The organism is Collimonas arenae (assembly GCF_000786695.1).
GTDB classification, from domain to species: Bacteria; Pseudomonadota; Gammaproteobacteria; order Burkholderiales; family Burkholderiaceae_D; genus Collimonas; species Collimonas arenae_A.
Window position 1 is genome coordinate 3,838,770 of the sequence record NZ_CP009962.1, and the last position, 12,410, is coordinate 3,851,179.

A 12,410-nucleotide genomic window follows, 5' to 3' on the forward strand; every position below is an offset into this window, starting at 1 on the left:
GATGGACGCCTGGTAGCTGATTTAGCAAAAAAAAAGAATCTTAAAGTGCGCGCGCCACCGATAGCATGACCATCGGTGGCGCGTTCCTGTGACAGAATCAAACCCTATCAGTCGGTACGATAGTTAGGTGCTTCCTTGGTAATCTGGACGTCATGGACATGCGACTCGCGCATACCCGCGGAGGTGATTTCCACGAATTCAGCTTTTTCCCGTAATTCGTCGATGGTCGCGCAACCGCAGTAACCCATGGAAGAACGCACGCCGCCGATCAGTTGATACAAGATCGTCAAGACACTGCCCTTGTAAGGTACGCGGCCTTCAATACCTTCAGGAACGAACTTGTCGGCCTTGTTGGCAGAATCCTGGAAGTAGCGGTCAGCGGAACCGTCCGACATCGCACCAAGGCTGCCCATGCCGCGATACGACTTGTAGCTGCGCCCCTGGAACAGGATCACTTCGCCTGGTGCTTCTTCTGTACCGGCAAACATGCTGCCCATCATTACGGTCGAAGCGCCAGCGGCCAGCGCCTTGGCGATGTCTCCCGAGAAGCGGATACCGCCGTCGGCGATACATGGAATGCCTGTGCCCTTGAGCGCTTGCGCCACATTGGAGATGGCAGAAATCTGCGGTACACCGACGCCAGCCACGATCCGCGTGGTGCAGATCGAACCAGGACCGATACCTACCTTGACGCCATCCGCGCCATGGTCTGCCAGCGCCTTGGCGGCAGCTGCGGTAGCGATGTTGCCGCCGATGACTTCAACTTGCGGGAAGTTCTGCTTGACCCACTTGACGCGGTCCAGCACGCCTTTGGAATGACCGTGTGCCGTATCAACCACGATAACGTCAACGCCAGCCTTCACCAGCAGCTCGATGCGCTCTTCGTTATCAGCGCCGACGCCGACCGCGGCGCCTACGCGCAGCTTGCCTTGGCTGTCCTTCGAAGCCAGCGGGTGAGAAGTCGATTTCTGGATATCCTTGACCGTGATCAGGCCGCGCAGTTCGAACGCATCGTTGACCACCATCACACGCTCCAGCCGATGCTTGTTCATCAAGCGTTTGGCTTCCGACAAGTCGGCGCCGTCCTTGACGTAGACCAGCTTGTCGCGTGGGGTCATCTTGGCGCTGACTTCCGCGTCCAGCTCTTCTTCAAAGCGCAGATCGCGGTTGGTGATGATGCCGACCAGGCGATTGCCTTCGACCACGGGGAAGCCACTGATGCCATGCAATTCCGACAATGCCATCACTTCACGGATGCGCATGTTGGGTGGGATCGTGATCGGATCACGCACTACGCCGGATTCGAAACGCTTAACCCGCGAGACTTCACGCGCCTGTTCTTGCGCGGTCAGGTTCTTATGAATAATGCCGATGCCGCCCTCTTGCGCCATGGCGATAGCCAGGCGCGCTTCAGTCACGGTATCCATCGCAGCCGACAACAACGGAATGTTGATATCGATATTGCGGGACAGACGTGTTTTGAGGGTGGTGTCTTTCGGAAGGATGTCCGAATAAGCTGGGACCAACAGCACGTCATCGAATGTGAGTGCTTTTTGAAGTAGACGCATAGTTTTTCCTATAGGCGCAAAAGCGAATTATACAGAAATCCGTGCAAGTCGCCTAACGCCGCATGATTTTACGTCCCATCAGATAAAATATTTCCACAAAGCACTACCGTTTGATTGACACGCTTTACGAATCATGGCGAAATCTGCGCTTCGATTCAACAAACACCAATCCGCTTACTGCCCCAAGGAATAGCAATGAATGCAACTCGCCTGAAACACGTTTTCTCCACCGCCGCGACTTTGGTCTTGCTGAGTCTAGCAACCTCTGCATTGGCGCAATTTGTGTGGCTGGACGAAAAGGGAGTGAAACAGTATTCGGACATGCCGCCGCCTGCCTCGGTGCCAACCAAACGCATCCTCAAGACGCCAGGTCAGAGTTTGCCGCGCGGCGTCGCCGAAGCAAGCGATAGCGCGACTGACGGCGCGCAAGACGCTAAAGCCGCGCCGGCCCAGGCAGCCCCCCCGACAATCGCAGAGCAGGACGCGGCATATCAAAAACGCAAGGCCGAGCAGGCTGAAAAAAACAAGAAAGCAGCTCAGGAAGCCAAGCTGGCTTCAGACAAGGCGGAGAACTGCGCCCGTGCGCGGGCCAATCAGCGTACGCTGGATTCCGGCACTCGTATTGCCCAGACCGACGCCAACGGTCAGCGTTCCTACATGAACGATGATCAGCGCGCAAAGCAAAATGCAGATAACCGGCAAGTGCTGAACGACTGTCAATAAAGCAGAAGAAAAGCAGCAAATCACAACAAAAAAGCCCGCTGTTTCAGCGGGCTTTTTTATCAGCGCGTTTGCGCCTTGACTCCATCGGATCTGCGATCAGCGGCCGATAGATTTCGATCCGGTCCTGATCGCGCAGCACGGTATCCAAGGTCTTCAACTTGCCGTAGATACCGACACGCCAGCAACTAAGATCGATTTCACGCATCTCCTCCAGCAGACCGCTGAGCTTGATGCCATCATGCAGCAAGGTCCCGACTGGAACCGACAACGTTTTCAGCGCCTGGATTGCCGATGTCGCATAACACACCTGTATACGGATCAACTGCTCGCCCCCTGCGCTGGCATTGGTGCAAATCACATCTTCATTCATGATGGCCATACACAGCATCGGCACGCTTACAGAAGGAATCGACGAAGCTATTAGCAATCATGCCGAATACCGGACCAATCAGCTTTTCCAAGATACGGCTGGAAAATTCGTAATGCAGGTCGAATTCGATTTTGCAGGCATCAGCCCGCAGCGCCTTGAAACTCCAGTTGCCGTCAAGCTGCTTGAACGGTCCTTCGACCAGGCGCATTTGCATCGCGCTTGGCGGCGTGTTGCTGTTTTCAGTAGTAAACGATTGCTTGATACCGTGGTAATGTATGTTGAGCGTCGCCACCAGTTTGCCGGCGTCGCGTTCATGCACATCCACCCCGCCGCACCACGGCAGGAATTGCGGGTAGTCTTCCACCCGATCGACCAGCGCAAACATCTGCTCTGCGCTGTACCCCAAAAGAACCGTTTTATGCACTACTGCCATTGAATATCAACCGTTTGATAGAATCACAACTTGAAATTTTAACCGACCTGCGCGATTTTCCTACTACATGAGCATTATTGACAACAAAAAAGTCTTCCACGATTACTTCATTGAAGAACGTTTCGAGGCGGGCATGGAACTGCATGGCTGGGAAGTAAAAGCCATCCGCGCCGGCCGCGCCAATTTGAAAGAGTCCTACGTCATTGTCCGAAATGGTGAAATCTTTCTGTTCGGCGCCCACATTAGCGCCCTCCTCAGCGCTTCCAGCCATGTCCACCCGGAAGCTGTGCGCACCCGCAAGCTCTTGCTGCATGCGGAAGAAATCAGGAAACTGATCATCAAGGTCGAGCGTTCCGGCTATACGCTGGTGCCGATCAACCTGCACTATCTGCGCGGCCGCATCAAATGTGAAATCGGCCTGGCCAAGGGTAAAAAGCAGCATGACAAGCGCGATACTGAACGCCAGCGCGATGGCGAACGCGAAGTCCAGGCGGCGATGAAGCAACACCGGCGCTAGACAACGCCAAGGACCGCGAAGACTCTGCCCGTGAACGTCAATGAGACAAAAAACAAAGGACGAAACGCGTTCTTTGAAAATTTTCGTGTTTTTCCTCGATAAAAAAACGCCCCGGCAAATTTGATTTTGCCGGGGCGTCGTCTTTTTATGCGGTGTTTAAGACTTGGTCTGAGACTTCACAACTTGCATGGCGGTGGCAATCAAGCCGCTCATGTCGCCCAAATTGGCCGGCACGATGATCGAGTTGTTAGTCTTTGCCAATTGTCCGAAGGCCGCCACGTACTGCTCTGCCACCTTCAGGTTCACCGCATCGGAGCCACCCGGCGACTGGATCGCAGCAGCCGTCTTGCGGATCGCTTCCGCGCTGGCCTCGGCAATCGACAGGATCGCGGCGGCCTGACCCTGAGCGCGGTTGATGGACGCCTGCTTTTCGCCTTCCGATTTGGCGATCGAGGCTTCGCGCTCACCGGTGGCGATATTGATCTGCTCTTGCTTGCGCCCTTCGGATGCGGCAATCAGCGCCCGCTTTTCACGTTCCGCAGTAATCTGCGCCTGCATCGAGTGCAGAATTTCCTTCGGCGGCGTCAGGTCCTTGATTTCATAGCGCAGCACCTTGACGCCCCAGTTAGCGGCAGATTCGTCGATGGCGCTGACGATGGTGGTGTTGATGTGATCACGCTCTTCAAATGTCTTGTCCAGCTCCATCTTACCGATCACCGAACGCAAGGTGGTTTGCGCCAGTTGGGTAATGGCGGCGATGTAGTTGGAGGAACCGTAGGAAGCGCGCATCGCGTCGGTAATCTGGAAATACAAGATGCCATCTACCTGCAATTGCGTATTGTCGCGCGTGATGCAAACCTGCGGCGGCACGTCCAGCGGGATTTCCTTCAGCACATGCTTGTAGGCGACGCGGTCGACGAACGGCACCACAATATTCAACCCTGGCCCAAGCGTCGCATGATATTTACCCAAACGTTCGACCACCCATGCGTGCTGCTGCGGCACCACTTTGATCGTCTTGGCGATAAATATTACGACGATCACCAGCAAGATTAACGAGACGCTTCCAAACATGATTTTTCCTTTTGAATTGAGAACAGGGTCGCTCGCCGGAGGCGAAAGGCGTTTTAGTGCAGATTCGGGCTATTGCCGACAATCAGCCGGCTACCGCGTACTTCCTGGACAAAAAACGTGCCGGCCTGGGCAGTCGCTGTCGGCGCCAGTTGGACATCCCACATCGCGCCGCGATATTTGACGCGCGCGGTAAACTCGCCGCCGGTGCCATCGGTAGCGGCATCATGCTGCCACTGGTCGATAGTGATGGATTGACCGATATCCAGGTTGACGTTGGGATCCCGCTCAGCCTTGACGCGAGGCCGCTTGCCGAACCGGCTCCGCCGCAACAAGTATGTGGCCACCAAGGCCACCGCGGCAGCGGTCAACAGCTGCCACTCCACATCCAGGCCGATCAGCGCGGCGACGCCGCCGACCGCCAGGCCAATCGCCACCATCAAAAGATACAAGGTGGTAGTGGCCAGCTCCGCCACGATCAGCACGCCTGCCGCCAACATCCACATCACCCATCCAGCCATATGTCGCTTTCCGTTATGTAGAACGCATAGTGTAATCCAATTGATAAATAAACACGTAATTACTTGGGATTAATCTTAAGCGGATTTGCAGCGGCAAAAACTGCCATCCATTTAACGAAATGCTATGCTCCGATCTCGCTCATCGGCAGAACACTTCAGCCGAACCGCTTTCAGTCGACAAACATGAACACGATCAATCTCATTCAACAGGCGTATAAGGATTTTCAAAATGGAAACGTCGCACATGCCGAACGTTCCCTGAAAAACATTCTGCAAAGCCAGCCGGCGAACTTTGACGCTTTGCATATCCTCGGCGTGATTTGCACCGCCACCGGCCAGCGTCCGCAGGCGATTGACCTGTTCCAGCGCGCCTTGGCGGTGGCCCCGGACAATGTCTCGCTGCACTACAAACTGGCCCGGGCGCAATTCGAGTCAGGCCAGTTCGAAGCAGCTCTGGGTGCTTATGAGCGCATCCTTTCCCTAGGCTATGTCAAGCCGGAAATCTTGCTGGCCAAGACAGCGGCTTTGGTCAATCTGCTGCGCTATCAAGAGGCCTTGGATTGCCTCGACCAGGCGCTGGCGCAATGGCCGGATTACGCTGAAGGCTGGGCTCATAAGGGCGCTGTGTGGTACCAGTTGCAGCACTATGAAGACGCACTGGTTTGCTGCTCAAGGGCGCTTGCGCTGCAACCATCCATGGCAGACGGTTGGTACAAGAAAAGCCTGGCGCTGGATAAATTGGAACGCTATCCGGATGCACTGGTTTGCGCTGACCGTGCCATAACCCTGGCGCCGGACAACGCGGCATACCGCCTGGACCGTGCTGTGATCCTGCACAAACTGGGGCGCTATGCAGAAGCGTTGAGCGACCATGAAATAGGACTGTCGCAGGCGCCGGACAACGCCGAAGCCTGGGGCGATCACGGCCTGACCCTGAGTCGCATGAAGCGCCATGAGCAGGCGCTCGTTAGCTACAGCCGTGCGCTCAGCATTCAAAGCGGCTACGCCGACGTACTCTCTAACCAGTCGCTATCGCAACTGGTGCTGGGGCAATTCGAGGCTGGCTGGCTAAGTTACGAATACCGCTGGAAAAAAGGGAATGCCGACCATCCGCGCCATACGCAGATACCGCTGTGGCTGGGACAGCTGGCGATCAGCGGCAAGCGGATTTTGCTGTGGTCGGAACAGGGCTTGGGCGACACCATCCAGTTTTGCCGCTATGCCTCGCTCGTCGCCGCACTGGGAGCCAAGGTCATTCTTGAAGTCGATCCCGCCCTGAAAAACATCGCTCAGACCATGGGAAATTTCCAGGTCATCGCCATCGGCGAGCATGTACCGGAAGTCGACTACCAGACACCATTGATGAGTCTGCCGCTGGTCTTCAAAACCGATCTCGCAACTATCCCGGCCAAGCCAGCCTATCTCAGCGCAGATAGCCGGAAGAAAGAAAACTGGAAAAGCAGGCAGGATTTCACCAACGGCAAATTGAAAGTCGGCCTGGTTTGCTCCGGGAATCCAGGCAATACCAACGATCAAAGACGCTCCATGCCGTTACAGGATTTCGCTCCGATACTGCAATCCGGCATTGCCGATTTTTTCCTCATCCAGAAAGAAGTCAGGGAAAGCGACCTCGCATTCCTGCAGCAAACCCCAAGCCTGCGGCTGCCGGCTACCGACATCGACGGCTTTGACGATACCGCCGCCATCGTCGCCAATCTTGACCTGGTGATCAGTGTAGACACCTCCATCGCGCACCTGAGCGGCGCCCTCGGCGTGCCGGTCTGGATTCTCTTGCCGTGGGCGCCGGACTGGCGCTGGCTGCTGGATCGTGAAGACAGCCCTTGGTATCCGAGTGCCAGACTGTTCAGGCAGGATGAGGTCGGGAACTGGGAAGGTGTCATTACGCGGGTCACCGAAGCATTGGATGGTTTTCTCGATTCTCTGCCTGGAATCAATCCAAGATGAAATAATTACTTGGCAATTTTCCATCCAGCTCCAACAAAAAAAATCCTCCCTGCTTGAAGTCAAGCAGGGAGGATTTTCTATTCAGGTTGCAACAGCAAGAAGCTGCGTACAACCGACGCAGGATTTATTGCGCTGCCGCCAGCTTCTGCCAAGTATCGATCACCGAGTCAGGATTCAGGGAAATCGATTCAATCCCCTGCTTCATCAGCCATTCGGCAAAATCCGGATGGTCCGAAGGGCCCTGACCGCAAATGCCGACGTACTTGCCCTTGGCGATACAGGTGGCGATGACTTTTTCCAGCAACGCCAGGATAGCCGGATCGCGTTCGTCGAAATCGGCTGCCAGCAATTCCATGCCGGAATCACGGTCCAGTCCCAGAGTCAACTGAGTCAGATCGTTGGAGCCGATCGAGAAACCGTCGAAGAACTCCAGGAACTGCTCGGCCAAGATCGCATTCGATGGCACTTCGCACATCATGATTACGCGCAAGCCGTTCTCGCCGCGCACCAGGCCGTTCTTGCCCAACAAACCGATGACCTTCTCCGCTTGCCCCAGCGTGCGCACGAAAGGCACCATGATCTCGACGTTGGTCAACCCCATGTCGTTACGCACCCGCTTCATGGCCTGGCATTCCATTTCGAATGCCTCGGCGAAATCGCTGGCCAGGTAACGCGCTGCGCCACGGAAACCGAGCATCGGATTTTCTTCATCCGGCTCGTAGCGCGAACCGCCGATCAGCTTCTTGTATTCGTTCGACTTGAAGTCAGACAAACGCACGATGACTTTTTTCGGCCAGAACGCAGCGGCGATGGTCGCAATCCCTTCAGCCAGCTTGTCGACATAGAATGCCTTCGGCGACGCATGGCCGCGGGCGACCGACTCGACCGCCTTCTTCAGGTCGGCGTCGATGTTCGGGTATTCCAGGATCGCACGGGGGTGCACACCAATATTGTTATTGATAATAAACTCCAGACGCGCCAGACCAACGCCGCCGTTTGGAATCGACTGGAAATCGAAAGCCAGTTGCGGGTTACCGACGTTCATCATGATTTTCAGCGGCAACGCAGGTAATTCACCGCGAGCCACTTCGGAGACTTCGGTTTCCAGCAGGCCATCGTAAATCTTGCCTTCGTCGCCTTCAGCGCAAGATACAGTCACCAGCGTGCCGTCTTTCAGGACATCAGTCGCGTCGCCGCAACCGACCACTGCCGGCACACCAAGTTCACGCGCAATAATCGCAGCGTGGCAAGTACGGCCGCCACGGTTGGTGACAATCGCCGAAGCCCGCTTCATCACCGGTTCCCAATTAGGATCGGTCATATCGGCTACCAGCACGTCGCCTGGCTGCACTCTTTCCATTTCGGATGCATCGTGAATAACACGTACCGGGCCGGCGCCGATTTTCTGACCAATGGCGCGGCCGTGCGTCAACACATTGCCGATACCCTTGAGTTTGAAACGCTGCTGCGCATCGCTCGATTTTTCCTGCGACTTCACTGTTTCCGGACGTGCTTGCAAAATGTATAACTTGCCGTCACGGCCGTCTTTACCCCACTCGATGTCCATCGGACGCTCATAGTGCTTCTCGATGATGGTGGCGTATTTAGCCAGCTCGACGATTTCGGTATCGTCCAGGGAATAGCGGTTGCGCAACTCGATTGGCACATCAACAGTCTTGACCGAGCGGCCAGCCTTGGCTTCGCCGGTGAATTCCATCTTGATCAGCTTGGAGCCGATATTGCGGCGGATGATCGGCAGCTTGCCTTGTTCCAGCATTGGCTTGTGGACATAGAATTCGTCCGGATTGACTGCACCCTGCACCACTGTTTCGCCCAGGCCATAGCTCGATGTGATGAACACGACATCCTTGAAGCCGGATTCGGTATCCAGGGTGAACATGACGCCGGCGGCACCGACATCGGAGCGGACCATGCGTTGCACGCCAGCCGACAACGCCACTTCAGCGTGGGTGAAACCCTTGTGCACGCGATAGGAAATAGCGCGGTCGTTATACAAGGATGCGAACACGTGCTTCATCGCTTCCAGCACGTTGTCGATGCCGACCACGTTAAGGAAAGTTTCTTGCTGCCCGGCAAATGACGCATCCGGCAAATCCTCAGCAGTCGCCGAAGAACGCACGGCAAACGACATCTCGCTGGCGGAATCAGCCACCAGACGCTTGTAAAACTCGTTGATTTCCTGCTCCAGACGGGGCTGGAACGGCGTTTCCACGATCCATTGACGGATCTCGGCACCGGCTTGCGCCAAGGCCCGTACGTCTTCAATATTCAGCGTTGCCAGGCGTTCGGCAATGCGGTCGGCCAAAGCCGGCCCACCGTCGACACTATGCGACAAGAAGTCGCGGAATGCCTGCGCAGTGGTAGCGAAGCCACCCGGCACCCGAACTCCGGCGCCGGCCAGCTGGCTGATCATTTCACCCAGTGATGCGTTTTTACCGCCGACGGATTCGACATCCGTCATCCGCAGATTTTCAAAGGAGATGACGTAAGCCGCCCCCTGGGTAGCACCCATCTGTATTGCATTGGACATAACAACCTCTAGTTTGATGATAAGAAATTTTCACAATTGCCTTCGCCGCCCTTGGCTTTTTGTTATTCTTCGTCAGGTAGCTTTAAATATTCAGTTGGCTGCCATTTTATGCCAATTTAGCGCCGAAAGGCGTACAAGGCAGAAAGCTACATACTGCAAGCTAGAGTGCCTGCTCTGTTAAAAGTTTCTGTACCATGGCGCATACAGTCCCGGTTTCGTGCCGGGCTATAGCCGTTGCTGCTTTCGCCTCCCTTATTTTATTATCAACAATATTATGCATGATGCTGCTCCTGCGCCGCTGGTCCCTGCCAATCGCACCGTATTCTTTGTCTCTGACGGCACCGGCATTACCGCCGAGACGTTCGGCCATTCGGTACTAACCCAGTTCGAGCTGCGCTTCAAACAGGTGCGCCTGCCTTTCATCGATACTTTGGACAAGGCGTATGAAGCAACCCGCAAGATTAATGAGGCATTTGTTGCGGATGGCAAGCTGCCCATCGTTTTTTCGACGCTGGTGAAAGCCGACCTGTCGAAAGTGATCCAGCACGCCAAAGCCATGCATATGGATTTGATCCAGACGTTTGTCGAGCCACTGGAAAAAGAATTGGGCGTGAAGTCGACCCACACCATCGGCCGCAGCCACAACACCGCCAACACTGACGAATACAAGAACCGGATCGAGGCCATTAATTTTTCACTGGCGCATGATGACGGCCAATCGCACAAGAACCTTGCAGATGCCGATGTGATCCTGGTGGGCGTGTCCCGCTCGGGTAAAACTCCAACCAGCCTCTACCTGGCGATGCAGTTTGGCGTCAAGGCAGCGAACTACCCTTTGATTCCGGAAGATTTTGAACGAGATAAATTGCCAAGCGGCCTGTTGCCGTTCAAGCAAAAGATTTTCGGCCTGACGATTGCCGCCGACCGCTTATCGGAAATTCGCAACGAGCGCCGTCCGGGCAGCAAATACGCTGCGCTGACGAATTGTCGTTATGAAGTGAATGAAGCGGAAAAAATCATGCGGCGCGAGGGGATTCGCTGGATGTCGTCGACCACCAAATCGATTGAAGAAATTGCGGCGACGATTTTGCAGGATATCAAGCCGGATATACGGACCTTTTGACGATTTGCGGGACAGAGGCGGCCGGCGTTGGCTTTAAGAGTCGCCTAGGTGAATTTTGCGACGAATTACCCTATCCGGGCGGCTCGGTCCCCAACCGACCAAGCCAAGCAATACCTTCGAGTCAATTCGGAATTTTACAATTCAGGCTATTTAGTCTGGCGCAATTGCTCAAAGAAACAGACCGCCGCCGCAGCAGCGACGTTTAACGATTCCATCTGACCGCGATGTGGGATCACTACTTGCTGGCTTGCCAGCTGCAGCAAATCCTCCGCAACACCCTGCCCTTCATGGCCGAACAGCCAGGCCAGCGATCCGCTGAGATCGGCCTGGTAGATGCTTTGCGTCGCATACGAACTGGTGGCCAGCACCGGTATCTGCGCCGTCGCGATCAAGGCCGCCAGATCGACGCCCTCAAAAATATCCACGATGAAATGCGCGCCCATGCCAGCGCGCAGAACCTTGGGTGACCAGGCAGATGCACTACCTTCCGAACAATAGATTTGCTTGATGCCGGCAGCAGCGGCACTGCGCAAGACGGAGCCCAGATTTCCCGGATCCTGCAGATTGTCGAGCAACACCGCGGACTGCGTCAGTGCCGCCGGAACAGTTGTCTTCGGCGTTTCAATCACGAACAGCAGGCCGACACCGTGCTCGACCTGGCTCAGCGCCCGATACTGCCCGTCCGGCAGCACGATGCATTGAACACCCTCGGCCTGGCATTGCCTGATCAGCACTGCCGCTTCGTCATGCCCCAGCGCCGTTTCACTGGCGACGCATAAGGCCGGTTTGCCGGCATGCTGCAGATACGCTTCCGCCAGATGGATCCCGTCCAGCAAGGTACGTCCTGCTTTACGGCGCGCCTGCGCACTGGTAGCAAGCTGCTTCAGTTCTTTATACAAAGGATTGGCGTCGGAGGTGATGCTTTTCATCTGGCTCATGCTTTCATTGTGCCTGAACCCGCAACCAACAAAGCCCTCACCGGCGCATACGACTTACGGTGCACAGGCGAGACGCCGTGCAGCCGCAAACGCTCCATGTGCAACGCCGTCGGATAACCTTTGTGCTGGTCGAAAGCATAGTGTGGGTATTGTTCGTGCAACACTTGCAGCGCGGCGTCGCGCGCGGTCTTTGCCAAAATCGATGCGGCTGATATGGCCTGTACTTTGTCGTCGCCCTTGACGATGGCTTCGGAGCGAATGCTCAGCGCCGGGCAGCGATTACCGTCGATCAGCGCCAACGTCGGCAGCATCGCCAAGCCTTCCACGGCGCGCTTCATCGCCAGCATCGTTGCCTGCAAGATGTTGAGGCTATCGATTTCGGCTTCGGAACATTCGGCAATCGCCCATGCAAGCGCGTTGCCTTTAATTTGCTCCGCCAGCAACTCGCGCCGTTCTGCGGTGAGCTTCTTGGAATCACGCAGACCGGTAATCGGCCGCGCCGGATCGAGAATGACGGCAGCAGCAAATACCGGGCCCGCCAAAGGACCGCGACCGGCTTCATCGACGCCGCAAATGGTTTCGCCGTCGTAGGAAAAGAGAGAGAGATTGGGATCGGATAAGGTCACGGCA

12 protein-coding genes are annotated in these 12,410 nt (G+C 55.7%); 4 read left to right on the plus strand and 8 right to left on the minus strand.

Going from position 1 to position 12,410, the window contains the following annotated elements:
• Positions 1–107 precede the first annotated feature (107 nt).
• A complete protein-coding gene (guaB, locus tag LT85_RS16830) occupies positions 108–1,568 on the minus strand; it encodes an IMP dehydrogenase (RefSeq protein ID WP_038491005.1) in 1,461 nt (486 codons plus the stop codon).
• 195 nt (positions 1,569–1,763) lie between these two features.
• On the opposite strand from guaB, the gene LT85_RS16835 reads away from it, so the two are divergent.
• Positions 1,764–2,291: a DUF4124 domain-containing protein gene (locus tag LT85_RS16835; protein ID WP_038491009.1), complete on the plus strand. Its 528-nt coding sequence runs from the start codon at positions 1,764–1,766 to the stop codon at positions 2,289–2,291.
• A 43-nt stretch (positions 2,292–2,334) separates the two neighbouring features.
• Here the strand turns inward: LT85_RS16835 and LT85_RS16840 are convergent, their stop codons facing one another.
• Together LT85_RS16840 and LT85_RS16845 are read right to left on the minus strand one after the other, a co-directional pair.
• The gene (locus tag LT85_RS16840; RefSeq protein WP_052135548.1) at positions 2,335–2,661 is read right to left on the minus strand and encodes an RnfH family protein; all 327 of its coding nucleotides are present in this window, start codon (positions 2,659–2,661) and stop codon (positions 2,335–2,337) included.
• Positions 2,654–3,094: a type II toxin-antitoxin system RatA family toxin gene (locus tag LT85_RS16845; RefSeq protein WP_038491012.1), complete on the minus strand. Its 441-nt coding sequence runs from the start codon at positions 3,092–3,094 to the stop codon at positions 2,654–2,656. Before LT85_RS16845 ends, LT85_RS16840 begins: the two co-directional genes overlap by 8 nt.
• 67 nt (positions 3,095–3,161) lie before the next feature.
• Here LT85_RS16845 and smpB point away from each other — a divergent pair, with 67 nt between their 5' ends.
• Positions 3,162–3,611, plus strand: coding sequence for an SsrA-binding protein SmpB (gene smpB / locus LT85_RS16850; protein ID WP_038491015.1), 450 nt, complete (start codon positions 3,162–3,164; stop codon positions 3,609–3,611).
• A 156-nt stretch (positions 3,612–3,767) separates the two neighbouring features.
• Here smpB and LT85_RS16855 read toward each other — a convergent pair whose 3' ends face one another.
• A complete protein-coding gene (locus LT85_RS16855; protein ID WP_038491017.1) occupies positions 3,768–4,685 on the minus strand; it encodes an SPFH domain-containing protein in 918 nt (305 codons plus the stop codon).
• Positions 4,686–4,738: 53 nt separating this feature from the next.
• Complete coding sequence (locus tag LT85_RS16860) at positions 4,739–5,203, minus strand: NfeD family protein (protein WP_038491020.1); 465 nt, start codon at positions 5,201–5,203, stop codon at positions 4,739–4,741.
• A 183-nt stretch (positions 5,204–5,386) separates the two neighbouring features.
• Between LT85_RS16860 and LT85_RS16865 the strand changes: the two genes are divergently transcribed.
• Positions 5,387–7,168 carry a tetratricopeptide repeat protein gene (locus tag LT85_RS16865; RefSeq protein ID WP_052135275.1) on the plus strand — a complete coding sequence of 594 codons (1,782 nt, stop codon included), beginning with the start codon at positions 5,387–5,389 and terminating at the stop codon, positions 7,166–7,168.
• 124 nt (positions 7,169–7,292) lie between these two features.
• On the opposite strand, the gene ppsA is transcribed toward LT85_RS16865, so the two are convergent.
• Positions 7,293–9,650 carry a phosphoenolpyruvate synthase gene (ppsA, locus tag LT85_RS16870; RefSeq protein ID WP_038496600.1) on the minus strand — a complete coding sequence of 786 codons (2,358 nt, stop codon included), beginning with the start codon at positions 9,648–9,650 and terminating at the stop codon, positions 7,293–7,295.
• A gap of 343 nt (positions 9,651–9,993) precedes the next feature.
• Here ppsA and ppsR point away from each other — a divergent pair, with 343 nt between their 5' ends.
• A complete protein-coding gene (gene ppsR, locus LT85_RS16875) occupies positions 9,994–10,842 on the plus strand; it encodes a posphoenolpyruvate synthetase regulatory kinase/phosphorylase PpsR (protein ID WP_038491023.1) in 849 nt (282 codons plus the stop codon).
• Between the two features lie 146 nt (positions 10,843–10,988).
• Here the strand turns inward: ppsR and LT85_RS16880 are convergent, their stop codons facing one another.
• Positions 10,989–11,771, minus strand: coding sequence for a TrmH family RNA methyltransferase (locus LT85_RS16880; protein WP_038496603.1), 783 nt, complete (start codon positions 11,769–11,771; stop codon positions 10,989–10,991).
• A gap of 5 nt (positions 11,772–11,776) precedes the next feature.
• Positions 11,777–12,406 (minus strand): ribonuclease HII, encoded by a 630-nt coding sequence (rnhB, locus tag LT85_RS16885; RefSeq protein ID WP_038496606.1) that lies wholly within the window; start codon positions 12,404–12,406, stop codon positions 11,777–11,779.
• Positions 12,407–12,410 lie beyond the last annotated feature (4 nt).